Genomic DNA, 23,762 nt, shown 5'->3' with positions numbered 1-23,762 from the left:
GCGCGGACGTGGTGGCGGGTAGCGCGCAGGATGGTGCGTCGGCCGCCGGACTCATTCCACGCGGAAAAGCCTCATCGACGTGCCGGACACCGGAAGGACATCGCCGGGTGCGAAGACCTCGGCGTCGTCAGAGGGACGTTCCTGCGCGCTCGACCACAGCGAGACGAAGCGCGTCGCTCCATCGATCTCCTCGGGGAGACGGACATCCACGGGGGACTCGGTTCCGTGCACGATGAGCAGGATGCGGTTGTGCGCCTCGGTATCAGGCGTGGAGGCGGCGACGTACTGCAGCGTTCTGTTGCCGGGGTCGGCCCATTGCTCCTGTTCCATCGTCTCGCCGTTCTGGTCGTACCAGTCCATCACCGAGGCATTGGGAATGTGCTCGCCGAGTCGCGCATAGCGGCTGGGGCGCAGTGCGGGGTTCTCCTGACGAAGGCGGATCAGGCGCGAGACGTGGGCGCGCAGGTCCTCTTGCCACGGCTCGAACTCCCAGCCGAGCCAGGTGAGCACGGAGTCCTGAGCGTAGGCGTTGTTGTTGCCTCGCTGGGTGCGGCCCACTTCATCGCCGGCAGTGAGCATCGGGATACCTGCAGAGAGCAGAAGGGTCCCCAAGAGGTTCCGCATCGCCTTGCGGCGGGCGGCGAGGATCGCCGGGTCGTCGGTGGGGCCCTCGACGCCGTGGTTGAAGGCGCGGTTCATATCGGCGCCGTCGCGGTTGTGCTCGCCGTTCGCCTCGTTGTGCTTCACGTCGTAGGAGACGAGATCATGCAGGGTGAATCCATCGTGGGCGGTCACGAAGTTCACGCTGGCGAGCGGGCCGCGGTCTTCGCTGAACGTGTTGGAGGATCCGGCGAGGCGGGTCGCGAACCCGCCGATGCCGACCGGTGCGGACGCGCGGCGCGCGTAGTCGATGTCACTCAACCAGAAGTTGCGCACTCTGTCGCGATAGCGGTCGTTCCATTCATGCCAGCCGGCGGGGAAGTTCCCCGTCTGCCAGCCACCGAGGCCCACATCCCAGGGTTCGGCGATGAGCTTGGCGTCTGCGAGGACGGGATCATCCGCGATGGCGGCGAGGAGCGGGTGCTCCGGCGAGTAGGCGTGCGTCTCGTCTCGCGCGATGGCGGTGGCGAGGTCGAAGCGGAACCCGTCGATCTGCATCTCCTGCGCCCAGTAGCGCAGCGAGTCCAGCACGAGTCTCGCGCCCGCAGCGGTCGATGTGTTGAGGGTGTTGCCGCAGCCCGTGGTGTCGATGTAGATTCCGGACTCGTCCTGACGGTAGTAGCTCGCGTTGTCGATGCCCCGCAGGCTCGATCTGGGGCCGCCGATACCCTCCTCCGAGGTGTGGTTGTACACGACGTCGAGGATCACTTCGAGCCCCGCCTCGTGCAGCAGCCGCACCATGCCCTTGAACTCGGCCAGTACGGCTTCGGGGCCCGCCTTCCGAGCCTCCTCCGTCGCGTAGGCGGTGTGCGGAGTGAAGAAGTTCAGGGTGTTGTAGCCCCAGTAGTTCGTGAGTCCGCGTTCGAGGAGTCGTGGTTCCGGCACGAAGGCGTGCACAGGCAGCAGCTCGATCGAAGTGATGCCCAGCTCGTGGAAGTACTCGATCATCGCGGGGTGCGCGAGACCGGCGTAGGTGCCGTGCAGCGCGGGTGGGACGTCCGGGTGACGCTTCGTGAGCCCCTTGACGTGACCTTCGTAGATCACGGTGCGGTCCAGGGGCACGCGCGGCTTCTGCGAGTCGCCCCAGTCGAAACCGTCGACGATGACGACCGAGCGCCATTCCTCGTACCCGTCTCCTTGCGCGAGGCCGCGAGCGTAGGGGTCCAGCAGCAGGGTCTCCGGGTTGAAGGTGTTGCCCGGGCCGTGTGGGCCGCTGACGCGGATCGCGTAGCGAACTCCCGGCTGGAGCATCTCCGTCGTGACTTCCCAGATCCCCCCTGGCAGCCGCTCGAGCGCCACTTGATCGGTCGCCCAGTCGAGATCGGTCGCGTCGAAGACGACCAGTTCGACGGATGAGGCGTTCTGCGACCAGACACGCAGTGTGCCGACACCGTCGTGCAGACGGACGCCGAGGTTGTCGAGGACGGGGCCGCCGGGCGCGGTGAGGTCTCGGGACGCGGGCATGAGTACACATTAGGCGTGATGTGTTGCCGTCTCATGACAAGGAGGACCCGGTCCCAGGCGCGAAGGCCCTCTCCCGACGGTTTCGCGAGAGAATCGAAGGATGCGGCACTATCTCGACCACGCGGCGACCACGCCCCTGCGCCCCGAAGCGCGTGAGGCGTGGCTGGCAGCGTCGGAGACGGTGGGCAACGCCTCCTCGACTCATGGCGCCGGCCAGGACGCACGACGGCTTCTCGAAGAGTCCCGTGAGCGCGTGGCGGCGGTGCTGGAGGCCGACCCGATCGAGATCGTGTTCACCTCAGGCGGCACCGAATCGATCAACCTGGCGTTGCAGGGTTTGTGGCGCGCCCGGCCCACGGGGACGTCGGCGATCGTGATGCCTGACGCCGAGCACCACGCGACCACGGACACCGTCGCAGCGCTCCTCGATGAGGGGGCGGAGGTGCGACAGGTGCCGGTCTCGCCCTCGGCGCGCATCGTCCCGGAGCGCTTCGCCGAGGCTCTTCCCGGAGCTGCCCTCGCCACGGCGCTGGTGGCGAACAACGAGGCCGGGACGATCAACGACGCACGGTCGCTTGCGGCAGGGTCCGCCGGTGCCGGAGTTCCCCTCCACCTCGACGCGGTCGCTGCGCTCGGCCACCTGCCCTTGTCGTTCCGAGGCCTTCGAGGAGAGGCGGACAGCGGGGTCGGGCTCGTCGCGATGAGCCTCGCCGGTCACAAGATCGGCGCACCGGTGGGGGTCGGGGTGCTCGTCACCGCCCGCTCCGCCCGGCTCACGGCGTTGCTACGCGGGGGAGCCCAGCAACGAGGCCTGCGCGCCGGCACACAGGATGTCGCCGGAGCCGCCGCCCTCGCCGTGGCTCTCGAACTCGCGGAGCACGAACGACAGGACGAGGCTGCGCGTCTCAGTGCGCTGCGCGACCGCCTCGTGGCCGGGATCGTTGCCGCGGTGCCGACGGCCGAGCTCCTGGGCGACCCGACCGACCGTCTTCCCGGCAACGCGCACATGCTGTTCCCGGGTGCGGTGGGGGAGAGCCTGCTGTTCCTGCTCGACGTCGCAGGGGTGGCGGCGTCGACCGGATCAGCCTGCCAGGCGGGCGTGGCCGAACCTTCGCATGTCGTGATGGCGATGGGACGCCCGGAGCGCGACGCCCGCAGCGTGCTGCGCTTCTCGCTCGGGCGGACATCGACCGAGAGCGACGTCGATGCCGTGCTCGGTGCGATCGCCGAGGCGTACACGCGCGCATCCGGCGCCGGCACAGCCGCACGCTCGTAGACTGGTCGTATGCGGATCCTTGCGGCGATGAGCGGTGGAGTCGACTCCGCCGTCGCGGCAGCCAGGGCCGTGGAGGCGGGGCACGACGTGGTCGGCGTGCATCTCGCGCTCTCCCGGGCGGGCGGAACACTGCGCACCGGCAGTCGAGGATGCTGCACGATCGAGGATGCCCTCGACGCGCGTCGTGCAGCCGACGTGCTCGGCATCCCGTTCTACGTCTGGGATTTCTCCGAGCGGTTCCGAGACGATGTGATCGAGGACTTCATCTCGGAGTACCAGGCAGGCCGCACCCCGAATCCCTGCATGCGCTGCAACGAGAAGATCAAGTTCGCCGCCCTTCTGGAGCGTGCGATCGAGTTGGGCTTCGACGCGGTGTGCACGGGGCATTACGCCACTCTGGTCGACGGCGAGGACGGCCTCGAGCTGCACCGGGCGTCGGACAACGCCAAGGACCAGTCCTATGTGCTCGGCGTCCTCACGGCCGAACAGCTGGCGCACACCTACTTCCCGCTCGGCACGACGCCCACGAAGGCCGTCGTCCGCGCAGAGGCCGAAGCACGCGGCCTGAGCGTCGCGCAGAAGCCGGACAGCCACGACATCTGCTTCATTCCCGATGGGGACACGCGCGGCTGGCTCGCCGAGAAGGTCGGCACGGCCACCGGCGAGATCGTCGATCGTGCGGGTGAGGTCGTCGGATCGCACGAGGGCGCGCATGCCTTCACCGTCGGACAGCGACGCGGGCTCAAGCTCGGCGTTCCCGCGGCAGACGGCAAGCCGCGCTTCGTCCTCGAGGTGCGACCGGTCTCGAACACGGTGGTCGTCGGCCCCAAGGAGGCCCTCGCGATCGCCGAGATCGCCGGAGAGCGGTTCAGCTGGGCCGGTGCCGCACCCACGGAGTCCTCGTTCGAGTGCCACGTGCAGATCCGAGCGCACGCCGAGCCGGTCCCTGCGAGGGCCGAGATCTCCGAAGGCGGCGTGCGCGTGACGCCCGAGGTCGCGTTGGACGGCGTCGCGCCGGGACAGACCGCCGTGCTCTACATCGGGACGCGGGTGCTCGGACAGTTCACGATCGACACCACGGTGTCCGCGGTCCCTGTCGGCGCGTAGCCTCCTCCGGTGTCCGCACCCGCTCGTAGACTGACGGGGTGCCGGAGAACATCTCGTTGGAAGACGCCCGAACCGAAGCCGAGGAGCTGACCACGCGCATCCTCGATGCGAAGGAGGCCTACTACGGCCGCGACACCTCGATCGTCGACGATTCCACCTACGACGGCTGGATGCACCGACTCGAAGAGCTCGAGCGTCTGCATCCCGAGTTGCAGGGGCAGGACTCGCCTACACAGATGGTGGGTGCGGCTGAGGCGACGGGCCTCGCGACCATCGAGCACGCGGAGCGCATGCTCAGCCTCGACAACGTCTTCTCCATCGACGAGCTGCGGGAATGGGCCGCGAAGACGAAGGCCGCCGCCGGACGCGATGTCGCCTGGCTCACCGAGCTGAAGATCGACGGCCTCGCCATCAATCTCCGCTATGAGAACGGCGTGCTCACTTCTGCTGCGACCAGGGGCGACGGACGCGTGGGGGAGATCGTCACGGAGAACGCGCTTCGGCTGCCCGAGATCCCGTATCGACTGAGCGGTGAGGGCCACCCGGCCATCGTGGAGGTGCGCGGGGAGGTCTTCATCCCCGTCGCCGCGTTCGAACGGCTCAACGCGGCCCAGGCGGCGTTCCGCGACCGCGCCTACGCCGATGCGCTCGAGCGCTGGGAGGCGCGGGGCGGAGCGAAGAAGCCCTTCGACGAGGAGAAGGCTCGCACCGCCGCCGCGCGCCGATTCCCCGCGTTCGCCAATCCCCGCAACGCGGCGAGCGGCGGCCTGCGTCAGCAGATCGACAAGAAGAACGGCCTCGAACTCGAAGCCGGCCTGCTGCGCATCGAGTCGCTCGCGCTCTACGTGCACGGCGTCGGCGCATGGTCGAACCCTCCCGTCGCGGCGCAGAGCGAGGTCTACGATCTGCTGGCCGAGTGGGGGCTGCCGACGAGCCCGCACACCAGGGTGTGCCACACGATCGATGAGGTTGTCACGTTCGTGGAGTACTTCGGTGAACACCGCCACGACATCGAGCACGAGCTCGACGGCATCGTGGTGAAGGTCGACGAGCTCGAGCTTCATGACGAGCTCGGCGCGACCAGCCGGGCACCGCGCTGGGCGATCGCATACAAGTACCCGCCGGAAGAGGTGCAGACGAAGCTCCTCGACATCGTGGTGTCGGTCGGCCGCACCGGCCGCGCGACGCCCTTCGCGGTGATGGCTCCTGCGCAGGTCGCGGGATCCGTCGTCCGGCAGGCGACTCTGCACAACAAGGACGTCGTGAAGGCGAAGGGCGTGCTGATCGGAGACACCGTCGTGCTGCGCAAAGCCGGCGACGTCATCCCCGAGGTCCTCGGTCCGGTCGTCGAGAAGCGCGACGGCACGGAACGCGAGTTCGTGATGCCCCTGGAGTGCCCGGAGTGCGGCACTCCGCTTCGGGCGATGAAGGAGGGCGACATCGATCTGCGGTGTCCGAACGCGCGTTCGTGTCCGGCGCAGGTGCGCGGACGTGTCGAGCACATCGGCTCCCGCGGTGCCCTCGATGTCGAGGCCCTCGGCGAGGTCACCGCCGCCGCTCTGACACAGCCGACGTCTCCCGCGGTGCCGCCGCTCGAGACCGAGGCCGGCCTCTTCGCCCTCACGCTCGACCAGCTCGTCCCCATCGAGCTGGTGGTCCGCGACGCGGAGACGGGGCTTCCCAAGGAGGACGAGGACAGGATCGTCAAGACGCGCGCCCCGTTCCGACGGAACCCGACTGCGGCCGAGAAGAAGTCCGGCCTCGAGGGTCCGCAGCCCTCGTCCCAGGCGCTCACTCTCCTCGCCGAGCTCGAGAAGGCGAAGAATAAGGACCTGTGGCGTCTGCTCGTGTCCTTGAACATCCGCCACGTCGGACCTGTCGCTGCGAGGGCGCTCGCGCAGTGGTTCGGCTCACTCGACGCGATCCGCACGGCTACGCGCGACGAGTTGGCTGCCGTGGAGGGCGTGGGCGGCATCATCGCCGACTCGCTCCTGTCCTGGTTCGAGGTCGACTGGCACAAAGAGATCGTGGAGCAGTGGGCGGATGCGGGGGTGCAGTGGAAGACACCAGGTCACCCCGGTCCCGGCGCTGCCGTCGCCGCAGGGGGAGTGCTCGAAGGGCTGACGGTGGTCGCCACCGGCTCGCTCGACGGATACACGCGTGAGGGTGCGCAGGAAGCCATCATCAACGCGGGAGGAAAGGCGGCGTCGAGCGTGTCGAAGAAGACGGACTTCGTGGCCGCCGGCCCCGGCGCGGGGTCCAAGCTCGCCAAGGCGGAGGAGCTCGGTCTCCGGATCCTCGATGCGGCGCAGTTCCACATCCTGGTGACGGAGGGACCGGACGCGCTCCCTCCCGCGGGCGAAGGGGCGTGAGACGCTACGGTCCGCTGATCGTCGTCCCCGAGGCGTTGGCTGTCGGTGATCCCGGTCGGAACCACCTGCGGCTGATGCCCGAGGCCGTGATCATCCGCGACGGAGTCGACAATCGCGGAATAGTGCCGTGGACGGGACTCGAGCAGATCGAACTCGACGTTCCGACGACGAACTTCCGCCTCCCCGGTCTCACGGGCACTGTGCTGCTCGGCGCGTTGACCGCCCTGATGCTGAGCGATCCCGGGATCGATCCCGATGACGGTTCCGCGAAGCTCGTCGTTCAAGGAGAGACGCGCACCGTCCCGCTGAGCCGTCATCACGTCGGAGGTTACTGGACCCCGACCGTCACGGGAGCGCACCGACTGATCGCTCACCTGATCTCGCACCCGGAGCAACGGGCCCTTCTGGCACATCCAGAGCCGCTGATCGCCGTCGCCGCACGGCTCGCGCGCGGAAGCGACTAGACACCGCCGCGCGCGACCCGCCGTCAGCTCTTGTGGCGCGGCTTGCGGAAGGGCTTCTCGTCCCGGCTTTCGCGCGCAGGGCGCTCGTCACGGTCACGACGATCGAAACGGTCACCGCGACCGCCGGAGGGACGATCCTCGCGAGGGCCGCTACGTCGAGCGCCAGGACCGCGGTCGGGCTTGATCTCGATGAGGCGACCCGAGATGCGGGTGTCGCGGAGCTTGTCGAGCACGGCGGGATCCATGTTCGACGGGAGCTCGACGGTCGAGAAGTCGGGGCGGATGTTGATCGCCCCGAAGTCGTCACGGCCCAGGCCGCCCTCGTTGGCGAGGGCGCCGACGATCTGGCGCGGCTCGACACGGTGACGCCTGCCGACCTCGATGCGATAGGCGGTGTAGTCGCCACGGCTGCGGCGTTCGCCCCGAGGCTCGCGCGCGTCACGAGCGGGGCGCTCCCGCTGCGGCCGGTTGTCCGCCTCGACGGCCCTGGTGAGCGCATCGTTGGCGGGATCGAGGAGCAGAGGCTTGTCTCCCTGCGCGACCACGGCCAGCGCCGCGGCGACGTCGCTCTCCGGCACATCATGATGACGGACGTAGTGCGCGATGATGTCGCGGAACGCGTCGATGCGCCCGGTCTCCGAGAGAGCGGTGGTGATGGCATCGTCGAACCGGGTCAACCGGGTGGTGTTCACGTCCTCCGTGCTCGGCAGCTGCATCTGAGTGGGCTGCTGTCGGGTCGCCTTCTCGATGTGCTTGAGCAGGTAGCGCTCGCGCGGGGTGATGAAGCTGATCGCGTCGCCCGTTCGTCCCGCGCGCCCGGTGCGACCGATGCGGTGCACGTAGGACTCGGTGTCCGTGGGGATGTCGAAGTTCACGACGTGGCTGATGCGCTCGACGTCGAGCCCGCGCGCGGCCACGTCGGTCGCGACGAGGATGTCGAGCTTTCCGTCCTTGAGCTGGTTGACGCTGCGCTCGCGCTGCACCTGAGGCACGTCGCCGTTGATGGCTGCGGCTGAGTAGCCGCGGGCGCGGAGCTTCTCGGCGAGCGTCTCGGTCTCGTTCTTGGTGCGGACGAAGACGATCATGCCGTCGAAGTTCTCGACTTCGAGGATGCGGGTCAGCGCGTCGACCTTCTGCGCGTACGAGACCACGAGGTACCGCTGAGTGATGTTCGTGCCCGTCGCGGTCTTCGACTTGATGCTGATCTCTTCCGGCTCACGCAGGTACTTCTGCGCGAGGCGGCGGATCTGCGGCGGCATCGTGGCGGAGAACAGCGCGACCTGCTTCTCCTCGGGTGTCTGCGCGAGGATCTGCTCCACATCCTCGGCGAAGCCCATCTTCAGCATCTCGTCGGCCTCGTCGAGCACGAGGTACTGCAGCTGCGACAGGTCGAGTGTGCCCTTGGCGAGGTGATCCATGATGCGGCCCGGTGTCCCGACGATGACATGCACCCCGCGGCGCAGAGCCGAGAGCTGCACGCCGTAGCCCTGTCCGCCGTAGACGGGGAGGACGTGAACACCCTTCATCTTGGACGCGTACGACTCGAACGCCTCGCACACCTGGAGGGCGAGCTCACGGGTCGGAGCCAGCACGAGCGCCTGCGGCGTCTTCTGCGCGACATCGAGACGCTCGAGCACGGGCAGCGCGAATGCCGCGGTCTTGCCGGTTCCGGTCTGCGCCATGCCGACGACGTCGCGCCCGGCGAGGAGGGTAGGGATAGTGGCCGCCTGGATGGGCGACGGGGTCTCGTAGCCGAGGTCCTTGATGGCTTTGAGGACGGGCCCGGTGATTCCGAGTTCCTCGAATCCGGGGGTCGCGGGGGAGTCCTCGGGGGCGTCGGTCAGCACTGCATCTTCAGGGGTCACTTCCCAAGGGTAGCGCGCCGAACGTCTCGCCGCCTGTGAGGGCGTCCTCAGGAGCCGGTGTTCAGGGCGACCAGCTTCTCCTTGACCTGCCGACGGAGCACCTTGCCGATGAGCGACTTCGGGAGTTCGTCGACCACGAAGATCCTCCTGGGGACCTTGTAGGGCGTCAGGATGCTGCGCGCGAACTCGCGGACGGCCTCCACGTCGACCTCGGTCTCCGGATCGACGACGATCGCGGCCACGACCTCCTCGCCCGAGTGCTCGCTCGGAAGTCCGATGACCGCAGCGTCGACCACCTGCGGGTGCTGGCGCAGCGCATTCTCGACCTCGGTGGGGGCGACGTTGAAGCCGCCGGTGATGATGAGCTCCTTGATGCGGTCGACGATGCGCACGAAGCCGGCCTCGTCGATCGTGACGATGTCGCCCGTGCGGTACCACCCGTCGACGAACACGGCCTCCGTCTCCTCCGGCTTGCCGTAGTACCCGGAGAAGACCTGCGGTCCGCGAACCACGAGTTCTCCCGCCGCTCCTGCAGGCACGTCCTCCGTGGGGTTCTCCGGGTCGACCACCCGGCATTCGGTTCCGGGCAGCGGAAGTCCGACGGTGCCGGGCACGCGGTTGTCGGCGACGGGGTTCGCCATGAGTACGGGCGAGCACTCGCTCAGGCCGTAGCCCTCGACGAGGTAGCCGTTGGTCGCCTCCTCGAAGGGCACCACCAGCTCGTGGGGCAGTGCCATGGCCCCGGAGATCGCGACCTCGATGCCGTCGAGCGACACACCCTTGGCCTTGGCAGTGCTCAGAAGGCGGTCGGCGATCGGTGGCACGAGCGGGAGGAACGTCGCGGGATGCTTCTTCACGACGTCGAGAACCAGATCGGGATCGAACTTCGGGAAGAGCACGAGTCGCGCGCCCATCGACATCGCGAACGTCAGACAGAGCGTGAGGCCGTATGCGTGGAACATCGGCAGCACCGCGTACACGACGCATCCCTTGCCGCGCTGGATCGACGGCACCCAGGCCTGCGACTGCGCAGCATTGGCGAGGAGGTTGCGGTGTGTGAGCGCGGCACCCTTCGGCGTCCCGGTGGTGCCTGAGGTGTACTGGATGATCGCCAGGTCGTCTGCTGCGGGCGTCGGGTGCGACGACGGAATCGGGTCAGCGGCGATCAGCGAGTCCCAGAGCACCGTGCCGCGGACCTTCTCGGTGAGCGCTGCGCGGGACTCCCTGGCCTTGGCGACGGGCAGACGCAGGGCGAAGCGGGTGAGGAAGGGCATCGCGCGGGTCACGTCGACGGAGACGAGGTTCGTCACCGCCAGGTCGGCGGGGAACTCCTGCACCGTGGAGACGACCTTGTTCCACACGATCGCATGCTTCGCGCCGTGGTCCTCGAACTGCTTGCGGAGCTCGCGCGGCGTGTACAGCGGGTTGTGCTCGACCACGACCGCGCCGAGTCGGAGCACGGCGTAGAACGCCACGATGTGCTGCGGACAGTTGGGGAGCACGATGGCCACCGGGTCGCCGGCGCGGACGCCCAGGTCTCGCAAGCCCGTCGCCGCCCGGTCGATGGCGGCCTGCAGCTCGGCGTACGTCGTCTCGCGGCCGAAGAACTGCAGGGCGGGGGCATCCGGATAGTCGCGTGCCGAGGCGGCGACGATGTCGACGAGCGATCCGTCGACGGGAGGCAGGTCTTCCGGGACGCCTGCGGCGTAGCTGGCGGTCCACGGGCGCGGGGGCTGGAACGTGCTCACCCGCCCAGCATATGTCGACGGCCGTGCAGGGAAGAGGAGTGACGGGTGCTCCAACTAGACTGGAGGAGTGTCTGAAATCACCCCTGAACTCGTGCGCCACCTCGGTGTGCTCGCACGCATCCAGCTGAACGACGACGAGGTGTCGCGGCTCACGGGCCAGCTCGACGCGATCGTCGACAACATCGCCAAGGTGTCGGAGGTCGCGACCGCCGACGTGGCAGCGACGAGTCACCCCATCCCGTTGAGCAACGTCTTCCGCCCCGACGTGGTCGGGCAGACGCTCACGCACGAGCAGGTGCTTCAGAACGCCCCGGATGCCGCCGACGGCCGATTCCGTGTGACCGCGATCCTGGGAGAAGAGCAGTGACCGACATCATCCGTCTGGACGCGGCGGATCTCGCCGCGAAGCTCGCTTCCGGCGAGGTCTCCAGTGTCGAGGCCACCCGCGCTCATCTCGACCGCATCGCCGCGGTGGACGGCGACGTCCACGCGTTCCTGCACGTCAACGAAGGGGCGATCGAGGCGGCTGCAGCCATCGATGCCCGTCGTGCGGCGGGTGAAGAGCTGGGCCCGCTCGCGGGAGTCCCTCTCGCGATCAAGGACGTCCTCGTCACGACGGACCAGCCCACCACGAGTGGCTCGCGCATCCTGGAGGGCTACCGTTCGCCGTATGACGCGACGGTGGTCGCACGCTCTCGCGCCGCGGGACTGATCCCGCTCGGCAAGACCAACATGGACGAGTTCGCGATGGGGTCGTCCACCGAGCACTCGGCATACGGCCCCACGCACAACCCCTGGGACCTCGATCGCATCCCGGGCGGTTCCGGTGGTGGCTCGGCTGCGGCCGTCGCCGCGTTCGAAGCGCCGCTCGCGCTCGGTTCCGACACGGGCGGCTCGATCCGTCAGCCCGCGCACGTGACCGGCACAGTCGGCGTCAAGCCCACCTACGGCGGTGTGAGCCGCTACGGCGCGATCGCCCTCGCCTCGAGCCTCGACCAGGTCGGCCCGGTCTCCCGCACCGTGCTCGACTCCGGACTGCTGCACGACGCGATCGGCGGCCACGATCCCAAGGACTCGACCTCCCTGCGCGATGCGTGGCCCTCGTTCGCCGAGGCTGCCCGTGAGGGCGCGCGCGGTGACGTGCTCAAGGGGCTCAAGGTCGGCGTGATCCGCGAGCTTCCCGACAGCGGCTTCCAGCCCGGCGTCGCCGCGTCCTTCCGCAGCGCTCTCGCGCTGATGGAGGCCCAGGGCGCGGAGATCGTCGAGATCGGCGCGCCGCACTTCGAGTACGGCGTCGCCGCCTACTACCTGATCCTCCCGGCGGAGGCGTCGAGCAACCTCGCGAAGTTCGACTCGGTCCGTTTCGGCCTGCGGGTGACCCCCGACGGCAACCCGACGGTCGAGGACGTCATGTCCGCGACGCGCGATGCCGGATTCGGCGACGAGGTCAAGCGCCGGATCATCCTCGGCACGTACGCGCTCTCGGCGGGTTACTACGATGCCTACTACGGCAGCGCCCAGAAGGTTCGCACGCTCATCCAGCAGGACTTCGCGAACGCGTTCGCCGAGGTCGACGTGATCGCGACGCCCTCCGCGCCGACCACGGCGTTCAAGCTCGGCGAGAAGATCGACGACCCGCTGCAGATGTACCTCAACGACATCACCACCATCCCGGTGAACCTGGCCGGTGTCCCGGGGATCTCCATCCCCAGTGGGCTGTCGGACGAAGACGGCCTCCCCGTGGGCATCCAGTTCATCGCTCCGGCGCGCGAGGATGCTCGTCTCTACAAGGTCGGCGCAGCGCTCGAGACGCTCCTCGTCGATTCGTGGGGTGCGCCGTTGCTCACCCGTGCACCGCAGCTCGCAGGAGGGAAGCGCTGATGGCCGCCGCCAAGCTCATGGACTTCGACAAGGCGCTCGAGCTGTTCGAGCCGGTCCTCGGATTCGAGGTGCACGTCGAGCTGAACACCAAAACCAAGATGTTCTCTGATGCGCCGAACCCGGCGAACGAGGCCTTCCATGCCGCCGAGCCGAACACGCTCATCGCGCCGGTCGACCTCGGGCTCCCGGGCTCGCTTCCGGTCGTGAACGAGACGGCAATCCGCTCCTCGATCAGTCTCGGTCTGGCTCTCGGCTGCTCGATCGCCGAATCGAGCCGGTTCGCGCGGAAGAACTACTTCTACCCCGACCTGGGCAAGAACTACCAGATCTCGCAGTACGACGAGCCGATCGCGTACGAGGGTTCGGTGGAGGTCGAGCTCGAGGACGGGACGCTCATCACGATCCCCATCGAGCGCGCGCACATGGAAGAGGACGCCGGGAAGCTGACCCACATGGGCGGTGCGACCGGGCGCATCCAGGGCGCCGAGTACTCGCTCGTCGACTACAACCGCGCCGGCGTGCCCCTGGTCGAGATCGTGACGAAGACGATCTTCGGCACCGACCACCGTGCGCCGGAGGTCGCGAAGGCCTATGTGCAGGCCATCCGCGACATCGTGCGGGGACTCGGCATCTCCGAAGCTCGTCTGGAGCGCGGCAACCTGCGCTGCGACGCCAACGTCTCGCTCCGTCCGCGCGGACAGGAGAAGCTCGGCACCCGCACCGAGACGAAGAACGTCAACTCGATGCGCTCCGTCGAGCGTGCCGTGCGATACGAGATCCAGCGTCAGGCGCAGATCCTCGCGGACGGCGGCACCATCACGCAGGAGACCCGGCACTGGCACGAGGACACCGGCACGACCTCGCCGGGACGGCCCAAGTCGGATGCCGACGATTACCGCTACTTCCCCGAACCGGATCTGCTGCCCGTGGAGCCGGCAGCCGAGCTGGTCGAGGAACTGCGCGAGGCGCTTCCGGAGCAGCCGGTGGCTCGCCGCCGCCGCCTCATGACCGAATGGGGATTCACCGACCTGGAGTTCCAGGACGTCCGCAACGGCGGTCTGCTCGAGGTCGTCGAGGCGACCATCGCCGCCGGGGCGACCCCCGCGACCGCGCGCAAGTGGTGGACCGGTGAGATCACCCGTATCGCGAACTCCCAGGAGAAGGACGCGACCGAGCTGATCAGCCCGGAGAGCGTGGCTGCTCTGCAGCAGCTCGTCGATGCGGGAACCCTGACCGACAAGCTCGCGCGTCAGGTGCTCGAGGGCGTCATCGCCGGGGAGGGTTCGCCGCAGGAAGTGGTCGACTCGCGTGGGCTCGCGGTCGTCTCCGACGACGGAGCGCTGATCGCCGCCATCGATGAGGCCCTCGCAGCGCAGCCCGATGTGATGGCCAAGATCAAGGACGGTAAGGTGCAGGCCGCCGGCGCCGTGATCGGGGCCGTCATGAAGGCGATGAAGGGCCAGGCGGACGCCGCCCGTGTCCGTGAGCTCATTCTCGAGCGCGCTGCGCAGTAGCGCGCCGTCCCGGGCCTCGTGTCGGAGGCCCGGGGGAGAATGGTCGTATGGGACACGGTGACGGGCGGGGGCGGATCGTATCCGCCCCCGACGCCGACGACTCCGGCACGCGGATTCTCCATGTCGACATGGACGCGTTCTACGCCGCCGTGGAGGTGCTCGACGATCCTTCCCTCCGCGGACTGCCTCTGATCATCGGAGCTCCCGATGGGCGTTCCGTGGTGTCGAGCGCATCGTACGAGGCGAGACGCTACGGCGTCCGGGCGGCGATGCCGGTGTCGCAGGCCCTTCGACTGTGCCCGACCGCGCGCATCGTCCCGCCGCACTTCCACCGCTACCAGGAGGTCTCCCGGCAGGTCATGGCGATCTTCGAGTCGTTCACCCCGCTGGTCGAGCCGCTGTCCGTCGATGAGGCGTTCCTCGATGTGCAGGGTGTGCGTCGACTCTGGGGGAGCCCTGCACGCATCGCCGAGCTCATCCGACAACGAGTCCTCGACGAGGTGGGAATCACCTGCAGCGTGGGAGTGGCGGCGACCAAGCACGTCGCGAAGATGGCCTCGACGATCGCCAAGCCCGACGGGATGCTCGTGGTCGCAGCGAGGGACACCCTCGACTTCCTGGCGCCGAGATCGGTCCGGGCCATGTGGGGCGTCGGTCCGAAAGCCGCGGAGGCTCTGGAGGCGCGTGGTATCCGCACGGTGCAGGACGTCCGCGATGCGCGCCCCGGTATGGTCGAACGCGCCGTGGGCACGGCCCTCAGCATGCGTCTCGGAGAACTCGCGAGGGGGGAAGACCCGCGAGCGGTGCACACGGAGCGGGTGGAGAAGAGCATCGGCCACGAGGAGACGTTCGACCACGACATCCTCGACCGTCCGTTCCTGCGAGCCGAACTGCTGCGGCTGGCCGACCGGGTCGCGGCTCGGCTCCGGCGCGCGGAGTGGGAGACCACGACCGTCGCCGTCAAGATCCGCTTCGACGACTTCCGCACGGTGAACCGCTCCCAGACCTTGAGCGAACCCACCGCGGTGGGGCAACGCATCGGCGAGGCCGCGCAGTCGCTGTTCGAGCTGATCGATCGGCGAGACCCCGTCCGGCTCGTCGGTGTTCGCGCCGAGAACCTGCGTCCTGCCGGCGGCGGGGGCCTGGCTCTCTGGGACGAAGACGAGGACTGGCGCAAAGTCGAGGGGGCCGTCGACGAGGCCGTCGCTCGGTTCGGCACGGCGACGATCAGTCGCGCGCGGCACATAGGTCGCGGAGACGGTCGGGGAGCCGCTCAGCATCCGAAGGCCCATGGCGTGAATTGATCCCGCACCGGCGCGGTTCCTGGACTAGCGTGGGGGTATGCCGAACATTGCACTGGAACTCGGAAAGCAGGCTGCGTCCTTCGGCGTGAAGAGCGCATACGGAGAACCACAGGACGTCGGTGGAGTGAGTATCACCCCGGTGGCGTTCACGTACTCCGGTTTCGGTGGCGGCAGCGGCGACGGCGGCGAGGGTGGCGGCGGCGGTGGCGTCTCCGTTCCGGTCGGCGTGTACGTGCGTCGCGAGGAGGGTCTGCGCTTCGAGCCCAACATCATCACGCTGCTCGTGGTCGCTGTCCCCTTCGTCTGGGTCGCCGGACGGGCGCTCACTCGCATCATCCGTGCCCTCAAGAAGTGACGATCCGGTCGCGGCTGCACTGGAGCACGCCGCGGCACTGATCGAGCAGGACGTCCGTGCCGTGGCCGCGGCGAACCCGGTCGTCCTCATCGACGGCGGCAGCGGGGCCGGCAAGTCCTCTCTCGCGGCATTGCTGGTGAGACGTTGGCCCGTGGTCGGGCACGTGCAGCTCATCGCCCTGGATTCCCTCTATCCGGGGTGGGACGGACTCGACGGCGGCGCGGAGCGCGCCCGCGAGTGGATCCTCGGTCCGCACGGACGCGGCTACATCGGCATCTGGCGCCGCTGGGATTGGGAAGAGCAGTCCGAGGCGGAGAGTCATGCCGTCGACCCCTCCCTCGGAATGATCATCGAGGGGAGCGGCATCCTTCGCCCCTCCACGGCGGGTCTCGCCGATGTCAGAGTCTGGGTGGAGTCGGGCGAAGCCTCGCGGAAGGCGCGCGCCCTCGCTCGCGACGGGGACACCTATCGCCCGCACTGGGACCGCTGGGCCGCGCAGGAACGCCGTCACATCGAGCGGGATGATCCTCGCTCCCTGGCGACGCGTATCGTCGAGGTTCCCTGACTACGCGCCCGACTCGGCTTCGTCTGCTGCCTGGATGAGAAGCTCCAGGCGATAGCCCAGCCAGTCGTACACGTCGTGACGTCTCTCCGACATCGCGTGCTGGTCCGTCGTGATCCCCAGACGATCAGCGATCACGAGGCGCAGGGCCGTCACGGTGCGGAGCCACGATTCCAGATCGCCCAGGGTGATGGAGAGGTCACGAGTGCGAACCGCTTCTGCATCCGTGAGGCCCGCAGTGGGGGCAGAGACCTCTTCAAGCGCAGCACGCATGCGACGCGCGTCCGCGAGGCGCCGATCGAGCAGATCCTTCCGCGTGCTCCCGGCGAAATCGGCAGCGGCGTCGGGGTCATCGGGATACGGGTTGGGCGTCAGGCGGTCGACGGCCGGGTCCTCGCCGTTCCGCGATTCACCGATGAGCTCGATGAAGTCGTCGAGCAGCATCGCCAGGTGATGCTCCTCGATGGCGCTGATCGTGACGGTGATGCGGTCTGAGGTCATGGGGAGGCCCTTCTGACCGTCGCCCAGAGGCCGTAGTCGTGCATCGCCTGCGCGTGGACCTCCATGGTCTCCCGGGGACCCGTGGCCACGATCGCGTGCCCGTCGTTGTGCACCGCGAGCATGAGCGCTGTCGCGTGGTCGAGCGAGTAGCCGAAGTACTTCCGGAAGACGCGGACGACGTAGCTCATGAGGTTCACCGGATCATTCCAGACGACGACCTGCCACGGCTCCAGAGGTGCGGCACTGAGTTCGATCGTCTCCTCGAGATCGGGGACTGCCGTGGGCATCGTCATGCCCAGCCCAACTCGTGCAGCTGCGCATCATCGATCCCGTAGAAGTGCGCGATCTCATGCACCAACGTCGTGTGGATCTCGTCGCGGAGTTCTTGCTCCGTCTCGCACTGCGCAAGATGCGGTTCGCGGTAGACGACGATGCGATCGGGGAGTTCGCCCATCCCGTACTGCGTCCGCTCCGTCAGCGCCAGTCCGTCATAGAGACCGAGCAGATCGAGGCTGCCGTCCTCCGGGCGGTCCTCCACCACGAACACCACGTTGTCGAGCCCTTCGACCATGTCGTCGGGGAGCAGATCGAGCTCGTCGATCACGAGCTCTTCGAAGGCGGCCGCATCCATGTCCATCCCCTCCAGCCTAGGGGCGACAGCCCTCAGTGGAGGAGAACGAGAATCGCGGCGACCGCTATGAAGAGCGTGCCGAAGACCGTGTTGAGCACTCGCTGTCCGCGCGCGGTTCGCGTGAGGCGACGGAACGGACGCGCGGCTGCTGCGAAGAACCCCCACATCACGATCACGTCCACCACGATCACGGTCGCGATGAGCGTGAGGTACTGGGGGAGCGGGGGCTGATCCAGTCTGACGAATTGGGGGATGAACGCCAGGAAGAACACGATCGCTTTGGGATTGAGCAGGTTCACCCAGAAGCCGCGGCGGATCATCGACCACGGGCTCTCACGGGAGTCGACCGGAACGGGTGCGTCCTCGACCGCCACGGTCGGCTTCGTCAGGATCAGCCGGACGCCGAGAAACACGAGGTAGGCCGCTCCGGCGTAGCGGATCCCGTTGAAGAGAAGCTCCGAACGGGACACGAGGAGCCCGACTCCCGCGGCGACGACCGCCACATGGACGATCAGGGCGATCTGCTGCCCGACGATGCCCCAGATGGAACGACGCCATCCCTGATTCATCGCATTCGACATCGTGTTGATCGCGCCGGCCCCCGGCGTGAAGCTGATGACGACGGAAGCGGTCAGCAACGAGAACCAGACCGCGAGCGACACGTCGTCAGTCTAGGGCTTCGCGGGGGCGCGTCATTTGAGGCACAGATGCGAAGAAGGCCCGAACCTTGCGATTCGGGCCTTCTTCTGGAGGGTGAGTAACGGGACTCGAACCTGATACGCCCACACCCACCGAATGCCTGTTTTGCCGCAGAATCACGCGGATTTCTTGAGCCCACCGTGCGGTGTGCCCGTAAATATAGGTTACCGCAGAATCAACGGTTTTGACCCGCGAATGTAGGCACGCCTACGCGGGTATCCCTCGGAAAGCCCACTGCCCGGCACCCTCACGGGCGCGACTGTAGGTGATGCCACGTAGGCGAGTGAGGCAGTACTCCTCGTACGCGAAGATGCCGTCGACCGAGACGGAGAACTCCTCAGCCAACCAGTGCTGGTCGGGGTTGATGCGCTCAAGCCTCGCGTATTCGATGGGATCGATGAGCAAGCGTGCGGCGTATGCGTCCGCCTGGCGCTCAGCAGCATCGCGAACGTAAGGTCCGCTGCACCTGTGGTTGTAATAGGCATGGCCGCACTCGTGGCCGAGCACCCATCGAGATTGCACGTAGGTCATCCCGAGACGCACGCCGATTCTCTTGTACTTCGGCAGGAAGTATCCGAGAAGGTTGGGATCGTCGTCGATATGAGCGAAGTGAACTTCTGCTCCGAGTGTCGCCGCATGATGGATGAGATCTCGGAACATCGTTCTCCTACTCGGCGTGCGGTACGTCCGCTTCGTTGCGGCCGCGGTACGCGGCGATGTCGTGGTCGCTCTTGCGGAGCGCCTGCTCCTCCTCGCGAGAGAGCACAGGCATATCATCCATGTCGTCGCCGACATTCAGATCCGGCGTCTGTTCGCCGGCTGCGTGCATCTGGGCATACCGGACGAAGTCGAAAGGCGAGACATTGAACGTGCGAGCGATCACGTCGATGTCGTTCGTGTTCATCGCGCGCGTTCCGCTAAGCAGGCCGGCCCAGTACCCCTTGCCCCGAGTTCCGCCCGTGACCGTCGCAAGCCACCTACCGTCGCGCGCCTTCGTGTGCTGCGAAACGACGTGCTGGAAGTAGGCGTTCAGATCGGACGCGAACGGGTCCGGATCGTTGCCGATTGGCTTCTTTCCCATGCGTCCAGGGTAGCGCTGATCTCCACAAATATGGTCACCAGCCTTGACATGACCATAAATATGGCCATACTGGAGACATGACCACGAATACGGGCAACGACCCGACGACCATGAGTGTCGCATCCGCGGTGAGAGCGGAGTTCAGCCGCCAGGATAAGCCCAAGACGGCCCTCGCCGCAGTGATCGGCGTCAGCCGTCCGACCGCGTACAGCAGACTCCGCGGAGACACTCCGTTCACCACCAAGGAGCTGGGGCAGGTTGCCCAGTTCCTCGGCATCACCACATACAACCTCATGAGCTCCGCTGAACTCGGCGACAGATTCGCGGACAGCACACATGACCCCGAGGCGTCGAGAGTTTCTCCGCCTCAGCAGGACGCATGGGCTCAGCCTTCCCGCTCTCGGGCAAGGAGGGCATCATGACTGCACTTGACATCTTCCGGTACGCCGGCCAGCAGGTCCGCACGGTCATCGTCAACGGCGAACCGTGGTTCGTCGCGAAGGACGCGTGCGACGTCCTCGGCATCAGCAAGTACCGGGATGCCGTCGCGCAGCTGGATGCCGACGAAAGGGCGTCCGCCGCCGTGGACACCCTTGGTGGGTCGCAGACGATGACCATCGTCAACGAGCCTGGCATCTACGCCCTAATGCTCATCAGCCGGTCGCCGCAGGTTCGTGACTTTCAGCGCTGGCTCACCCACGAGGTCATCCCGTCGATCCGCCGCACAGGTCAGTTCGGTTCGCAGCTGCCAGCGTCGTTCGCGGACGCGCTCGAGCTCGCGGCGTCGAAGGTGCGTGAGATCGAGGTGCTCGAGGCGAAGGCAATCGCGGATGCCCCGAAGGTCGCCGCCTACGACGCTCTGATGGACTCGGACGGTACGTACCCGATGGGGGCGGTGGCGAATATCGGACAGATCGGCCGCAGCACCTTGTACAAGCGCTTGCGCCAGGCCGGTGTGATCCAGGCTGGCTCTCAGCGCCCGTATCAGAAGTACATGCACTGGTTCCGCGTCACAACGCATCCGATCGAGACCAACCACGGCAATCACATCTCGTATACGCCGAGCGTTCTTCCTGATGCGCTGACGAAGGTTCTCGCGAAGGCTGGCGTCGATGTAGCTGAGACGGTGGCGTCATGAGCGCCTCTGAGGACAGGATCCGGGAGATCGTGCGTGAAGAGATCGCGGCGGCCTCTGCCTCTCAGTCGTCAGTCTTTCGCGGACGACGCATCGATGTGGTCGGCGATGGCGGTGATGGCGTCCCAGACGGCATCCATTTCGTCTCTGACCATCTGGACGAACTCGAGGGAGGGGTCAGCGTTGCGAACGTCGACGTTGGCGTTGTAGATGGCGAGGATTCGCGCTCTGAGGGTGTCCATAACCCGATCGTAGGGGGTGCGTCGTGAACGACACCCTGCCTCTCTGGTTCGCGATCGGTGGCGCCGTGTTCGCACTGTTCGGCTGGCTCGTCCTCGAGTTCCGTGCGTCTGCCCGGTACTGGGATGAACATGACGCGGCCGATCCGGTCGTGGTGACTGGTTCTGGTCGTCGTCGCGATAGTCGTCCGTACGCATGCAAGAGCGTGGAGGTGCAGTGATGGCTCAGTTCTCTTCCTCCCTGTACCCACAGACCAACCCGACGAACCCGATCCTCCTGGACATGCGCGACTACTACGAAGCTCGGATGCTTCCTGTCGGCGTCGTGGCAAATGCGTTTCTCGTCAACTGGCGAAGTCTGTTCGTCGTTGAGTCCGCATCGACTTCACAGCGTCATCATGCGCGTCGTGTGCTGACTCGTCTGGCGGCTTTCTCCGGCTGATCCCCGTCATCTGATCCGGCTCTACTCCCGTCGCTGGGGGTAGCGCTACTCGTCGTACCCGGAAACAGGTGCGCGCTGACAACTCAACAAACACAACCGGTGAAGATATGCCGGCCCCACGCCAACGGGGTCGGACACCCCCAGATGGGGGCTACGGGATCAGGGAGAACCCACGACAAGACGTGTGGGGGACCGGTGAACCTGTGGTGCACGAGGACGAATGGACCGTAGGGCAGGCAGCCCAGGCCCCTCAGGAACGCAACCGGGTGGAGTCGAAGGAAAAGACAACGACGTAGCGCCGAGGACGTGTAAGTGGTGCCCGCTGTTTGGGTGGCCCGTCGTCAGAGCGTGAGTACATCGCTGGCGTCGAGCGTTATCGGTGCCGTCCCCGAGCCTGAGATCGGTTGACCGGCGAAAAACCGGACGGGGGCACGAGCACATCACACCGAAAAGAAGGAGATGCTCATGTCTGTCATCGAAGAAGCCCGCGCCGCACTCGACGTTGACCCGGTGCGGTTGACGAGAGTCGCACGCAAGCACGGGATCGACACGCAGGAAGCCGGCGAGAAGATCGCATGGCGCCGATCCGTGCTCGACCGTGGCGGGAAGGCAGCGGCGCACATGGCGTCCGTCATTCTCGGCCGCACGTTCAAGGGGGTCGGCGCGTGAAGGCGGACGCTGAGAAGGAGTTCACGGTCTTTCTGCGTGAGGCCGAGTTCAGCGTCAAGGCTGATCGGTTCACGCTGGACGAAGGCGTGCTCAAGTTCCTGTCGGGGTCGACGCAGGTCGCCGCCTTCAACAGCTGGGACGCCGTGATCTGACCCTTCTGCCCTGTGGCCGCGCGAGGCGGTGCCGGCGTCATGGTCGGGCAGGGCACTCGGGGGATCGGTTCTGAGTGGTCACGCGGGCTGGAATCCGTGTGCGACTCCCGAGAGACCCCCAGGGGCTGGTGCATCACACACCAGCCCCTTTCTCTTCCCACTCCTGGGGGTGTGGGAACCCGGCATGTGGGATGCCGGACCAGTGCAGGGCCGGGCGATCTGGGGATCAGCCCGGCCCTCACCCATTCGACGACGAAGGAGATCGAACATGCCGAAGAAGAAGCAGTGCGCTCGATGCGGAAAGACGCTGACCGACCTGTACGCGTCCGTTTGGACATCGAGTCGGGGCGAAGCATTCTACTGCCACGACGACGACGGGACTTGCTATGTCGGGGCAACGATGGCGGGCTACCCCGAGCTGGGGCCGCGGACGTGAATCGCAGACCAAACCCGGCCATCCATGACTACTGCCGTCCCTGTTTCGGGTGGGGCAGCACCACGGTCCGCAAAGGGACCGACTACCAGGACGAAATCGAATGCCTCGAATGCTCGGGTTCAGGAATTCGAGCGAAGGAGAGCGACGATGGGCAAGCGTGACATGACCGTCTACACATGTGACGGGTGCGGGGCTACGGCGACTGTTCGCCCAGACGAGAAGCCGCCTGGCTTCAAGACCATCACTATCAACCGGCGCGACCGCTGGCTATGCACCATCTGTTTCGGCGCCGTTGAGTGGGTGGCACGGTTCCAGCGGATCACTCACCCACCGCGCGTCTACTGCTCAGAAGGCAAGTTCAGCTTGAGGGCCACATCATGACCGGCATGTGGTGTAGGTGGGCGGCGAGGAGACGCCTCGTAGGTCTCGGGTTCCTCACCGGTGCGGCGGTCGCGATTGCGATCGCCGTTCTGCTTTTCACCCTCGGACACGGGTTCTGGTCCGGTGCGCTGGTCGTCACCGTCACCGCCTGCCTCGTCCATGCCGGGTTTGAGTTCCACGACGCCACGAAGTACGCGCGGCTCGCGAAATGACCGACTGCCCGAAGTGTGCTGACCCGACACCAGGGCAGCCACCACACGACCCCTTGCCGGCGTGCACACGTCGGCCCATCATCGTCCCCCATTGCGCCTGCACGGCCTGCTTTGGGTGAAAGGAACCAGACATGACCATTGACACATTCCGACCCCGTGAGCTCGTCGACATCGCGGGCCTCGCCACCGTCGTCGAGAAGTTCAACCGCGAACAGGTCGGCGATCATCCGCTTTTCGCCGAGGTCGTCCTCTATCGGCGCGGCGAGGATGTCGCGCTCATTACCGACGCAGGTGCTTTCGGTGAAGCGTCAGCCGGATCGCTCTCCTTCGAGGTGAAGGAGAAGCCATGATCGCCGACCGTTGGAGAGTCAAGCACGGCTCCTACGGGTCGTGGCGTGTGTACCGGGGTGAGGAACTCATCACCGTGTTCTCGTCGTGGCGTCGAGCCGTCCAGTACGCCCGCCAGGAAGCCGTCTACGACAGCCTCAGCATCGTCAGTCTCGAGATCTGCTCATGAGCCGCAACGGGTGGTTCCGGTGGTTCGCATGGCATCCGGTGTGGACGCGTGACCGCGGGTGGCGCTGGTTTCGGTTCGTGTGGCGTCGTCACGTC

At 66.9% G+C, this 23,762-nt stretch carries 29 protein-coding genes; 19 read left to right on the top strand and 10 right to left on the bottom strand.

Features of this window, described 5'->3' with window-relative positions; all coding sequences use genetic code 11:
- Positions 1-51: 51 nt before the first annotated feature.
- Positions 52-2,124 (bottom strand): glycogen debranching protein GlgX, encoded by a 2,073-nt coding sequence (glgX, locus tag MOX01_RS11410; protein ID WP_127012217.1) that lies wholly within the window; start codon positions 2,122-2,124, stop codon positions 52-54.
- A gap of 100 nt (positions 2,125-2,224) precedes the next feature.
- Here glgX and MOX01_RS11405 point away from each other — a divergent pair, with 100 nt between their 5' ends.
- Genes MOX01_RS11405 through MOX01_RS11390 form a run of 4 tightly spaced genes read left to right on the top strand, consistent with a single transcriptional unit; the run spans position 2,225 to position 7,343 of the window.
- Entirely contained in the window at positions 2,225-3,400 is a 1,176-nt protein-coding gene (locus MOX01_RS11405; protein ID WP_141369799.1) for a cysteine desulfurase family protein, read from the top strand.
- A gap of 9 nt (positions 3,401-3,409) precedes the next feature.
- The gene (mnmA, locus tag MOX01_RS11400) at positions 3,410-4,507 is read left to right on the top strand and encodes a tRNA 2-thiouridine(34) synthase MnmA (protein ID WP_141369797.1); all 1,098 of its coding nucleotides are present in this window, start codon (positions 3,410-3,412) and stop codon (positions 4,505-4,507) included.
- Between the two features lie 38 nt (positions 4,508-4,545).
- A complete protein-coding gene (gene ligA / locus MOX01_RS11395; protein WP_141369795.1) occupies positions 4,546-6,879 on the top strand; it encodes an NAD-dependent DNA ligase LigA in 2,334 nt (777 codons plus the stop codon).
- Complete coding sequence (locus tag MOX01_RS11390; RefSeq protein ID WP_141369793.1) at positions 6,876-7,343, top strand: hypothetical protein; 468 nt, start codon at positions 6,876-6,878, stop codon at positions 7,341-7,343. Before ligA ends, MOX01_RS11390 begins: the two co-directional genes overlap by 4 nt.
- A 23-nt stretch (positions 7,344-7,366) precedes the next feature.
- Here MOX01_RS11390 and MOX01_RS11385 read toward each other — a convergent pair whose 3' ends face one another.
- Both MOX01_RS11385 and MOX01_RS11380 read right to left on the bottom strand, forming a co-directional pair.
- Positions 7,367-9,208 (bottom strand): DEAD/DEAH box helicase, encoded by a 1,842-nt coding sequence (locus tag MOX01_RS11385; RefSeq protein WP_371861858.1) that lies wholly within the window; start codon positions 9,206-9,208, stop codon positions 7,367-7,369.
- A 47-nt stretch (positions 9,209-9,255) separates the two neighbouring features.
- Positions 9,256-10,956 carry a long-chain-fatty-acid--CoA ligase gene (locus tag MOX01_RS11380; RefSeq protein WP_058630627.1) on the bottom strand — a complete coding sequence of 567 codons (1,701 nt, stop codon included), beginning with the start codon at positions 10,954-10,956 and terminating at the stop codon, positions 9,256-9,258.
- A gap of 67 nt (positions 10,957-11,023) precedes the next feature.
- Here MOX01_RS11380 and gatC point away from each other — a divergent pair, with 67 nt between their 5' ends.
- The 6 genes from gatC to MOX01_RS11350 are packed head-to-tail and all read left to right on the top strand — an operon-like array spanning position 11,024 to position 16,575.
- On the top strand, positions 11,024-11,323 hold the full coding sequence (gene gatC, locus MOX01_RS11375; protein WP_026049703.1) for an Asp-tRNA(Asn)/Glu-tRNA(Gln) amidotransferase subunit GatC: 300 nt from the start codon (positions 11,024-11,026) through the stop codon (positions 11,321-11,323).
- Entirely contained in the window at positions 11,320-12,837 is a 1,518-nt protein-coding gene (gene gatA / locus MOX01_RS11370) for an Asp-tRNA(Asn)/Glu-tRNA(Gln) amidotransferase subunit GatA (RefSeq protein WP_141369791.1), read from the top strand. Before gatC ends, gatA begins: the two co-directional genes overlap by 4 nt.
- Positions 12,837-14,351 (top strand): Asp-tRNA(Asn)/Glu-tRNA(Gln) amidotransferase subunit GatB, encoded by a 1,515-nt coding sequence (gatB, locus tag MOX01_RS11365; RefSeq protein ID WP_141369789.1) that lies wholly within the window; start codon positions 12,837-12,839, stop codon positions 14,349-14,351. The genes gatA and gatB overlap by 1 nt, the downstream gene beginning before the upstream one ends.
- 47 nt (positions 14,352-14,398) lie before the next feature.
- Positions 14,399-15,655: a DNA polymerase IV gene (gene dinB, locus MOX01_RS11360; protein WP_141369787.1), complete on the top strand. Its 1,257-nt coding sequence runs from the start codon at positions 14,399-14,401 to the stop codon at positions 15,653-15,655.
- 37 nt (positions 15,656-15,692) lie between these two features.
- On the top strand, positions 15,693-16,010 hold the full coding sequence (locus tag MOX01_RS11355) for a hypothetical protein (RefSeq protein WP_046747046.1): 318 nt from the start codon (positions 15,693-15,695) through the stop codon (positions 16,008-16,010).
- Complete coding sequence (locus tag MOX01_RS11350) at positions 15,994-16,575, top strand: nucleoside/nucleotide kinase family protein (RefSeq protein ID WP_082738362.1); 582 nt, start codon at positions 15,994-15,996, stop codon at positions 16,573-16,575. The genes MOX01_RS11355 and MOX01_RS11350 overlap by 17 nt, the downstream gene beginning before the upstream one ends.
- Here the strand turns inward: MOX01_RS11350 and MOX01_RS11345 are convergent, their stop codons facing one another.
- The 6 genes from MOX01_RS11345 to MOX01_RS19200 form a co-directional block, all read right to left on the bottom strand.
- A complete protein-coding gene (locus tag MOX01_RS11345; protein ID WP_058630631.1) occupies positions 16,576-17,073 on the bottom strand; it encodes a DUF2017 family protein in 498 nt (165 codons plus the stop codon).
- Complete coding sequence (gene clpS, locus MOX01_RS11340; protein ID WP_046747044.1) at positions 17,070-17,366, bottom strand: ATP-dependent Clp protease adapter ClpS; 297 nt, start codon at positions 17,364-17,366, stop codon at positions 17,070-17,072. Before clpS ends, MOX01_RS11345 begins: the two co-directional genes overlap by 4 nt.
- Positions 17,363-17,710: a metallopeptidase family protein gene (locus MOX01_RS11335; protein WP_046747043.1), complete on the bottom strand. Its 348-nt coding sequence runs from the start codon at positions 17,708-17,710 to the stop codon at positions 17,363-17,365. Before MOX01_RS11335 ends, clpS begins: the two co-directional genes overlap by 4 nt.
- Positions 17,711-17,736: 26 nt before the next feature.
- Positions 17,737-18,366, bottom strand: coding sequence for a LysE family transporter (locus tag MOX01_RS11330; protein WP_046747042.1), 630 nt, complete (start codon positions 18,364-18,366; stop codon positions 17,737-17,739).
- 244 nt (positions 18,367-18,610) lie between these two features.
- Entirely contained in the window at positions 18,611-19,063 is a 453-nt protein-coding gene (locus tag MOX01_RS11325) for an ImmA/IrrE family metallo-endopeptidase (protein ID WP_170224238.1), read from the bottom strand.
- Between the two features lie 7 nt (positions 19,064-19,070).
- Positions 19,071-19,484: a hypothetical protein gene (locus tag MOX01_RS19200; protein WP_170224229.1), complete on the bottom strand. Its 414-nt coding sequence runs from the start codon at positions 19,482-19,484 to the stop codon at positions 19,071-19,073.
- A 77-nt stretch (positions 19,485-19,561) separates the two neighbouring features.
- Here MOX01_RS19200 and MOX01_RS11320 point away from each other — a divergent pair, with 77 nt between their 5' ends.
- Together MOX01_RS11320 and MOX01_RS11315 are read left to right on the top strand one after the other, a co-directional pair.
- Positions 19,562-19,906: a hypothetical protein gene (locus MOX01_RS11320; RefSeq protein ID WP_141369783.1), complete on the top strand. Its 345-nt coding sequence runs from the start codon at positions 19,562-19,564 to the stop codon at positions 19,904-19,906.
- Entirely contained in the window at positions 19,903-20,622 is a 720-nt protein-coding gene (locus tag MOX01_RS11315) for a BRO family protein (protein WP_141369781.1), read from the top strand. Before MOX01_RS11320 ends, MOX01_RS11315 begins: the two co-directional genes overlap by 4 nt.
- Positions 20,623-20,690: 68 nt before the next feature.
- Here MOX01_RS11315 and MOX01_RS19195 read toward each other — a convergent pair whose 3' ends face one another.
- On the bottom strand, positions 20,691-20,861 hold the full coding sequence (locus tag MOX01_RS19195; protein ID WP_170224227.1) for a hypothetical protein: 171 nt from the start codon (positions 20,859-20,861) through the stop codon (positions 20,691-20,693).
- Positions 20,862-20,884: 23 nt separating this feature from the next.
- On the opposite strand from MOX01_RS19195, the gene MOX01_RS11310 reads away from it, so the two are divergent.
- From MOX01_RS11310 to MOX01_RS19185, 7 genes are all read left to right on the top strand, one after another.
- Positions 20,885-21,079 (top strand): hypothetical protein, encoded by a 195-nt coding sequence (locus tag MOX01_RS11310; protein ID WP_141369779.1) that lies wholly within the window; start codon positions 20,885-20,887, stop codon positions 21,077-21,079.
- Complete coding sequence (locus MOX01_RS11305; protein ID WP_141369777.1) at positions 21,079-21,300, top strand: hypothetical protein; 222 nt, start codon at positions 21,079-21,081, stop codon at positions 21,298-21,300. The genes MOX01_RS11310 and MOX01_RS11305 overlap by 1 nt, the downstream gene beginning before the upstream one ends.
- Before the next feature lie 465 nt (positions 21,301-21,765).
- Positions 21,766-21,969, top strand: coding sequence for a hypothetical protein (locus MOX01_RS11300; RefSeq protein ID WP_141369775.1), 204 nt, complete (start codon positions 21,766-21,768; stop codon positions 21,967-21,969).
- Positions 21,966-22,121, top strand: a complete 156-nt coding sequence (locus MOX01_RS19190) for a hypothetical protein (RefSeq protein WP_170224225.1) — start codon at positions 21,966-21,968, stop codon at positions 22,119-22,121. The genes MOX01_RS11300 and MOX01_RS19190 overlap by 4 nt, the downstream gene beginning before the upstream one ends.
- A gap of 813 nt (positions 22,122-22,934) precedes the next feature.
- On the top strand, positions 22,935-23,150 hold the full coding sequence (locus MOX01_RS11295) for a hypothetical protein (protein WP_141369773.1): 216 nt from the start codon (positions 22,935-22,937) through the stop codon (positions 23,148-23,150).
- A 131-nt stretch (positions 23,151-23,281) separates the two neighbouring features.
- Positions 23,282-23,500 carry a hypothetical protein gene (locus MOX01_RS11290; RefSeq protein ID WP_141369771.1) on the top strand — a complete coding sequence of 73 codons (219 nt, stop codon included), beginning with the start codon at positions 23,282-23,284 and terminating at the stop codon, positions 23,498-23,500.
- Entirely contained in the window at positions 23,497-23,667 is a 171-nt protein-coding gene (locus MOX01_RS19185; RefSeq protein WP_170224224.1) for a hypothetical protein, read from the top strand. Before MOX01_RS11290 ends, MOX01_RS19185 begins: the two co-directional genes overlap by 4 nt.
- Positions 23,668-23,762: the final 95 nt, after the last annotated feature.

The organism is Microbacterium oxydans, from assembly GCF_006540085.1.
GTDB lineage: Bacteria > Actinomycetota > Actinomycetes > Actinomycetales > Microbacteriaceae > Microbacterium > Microbacterium oxydans.
This window is presented reverse-complemented; position numbering and strand designations above follow the sequence as displayed.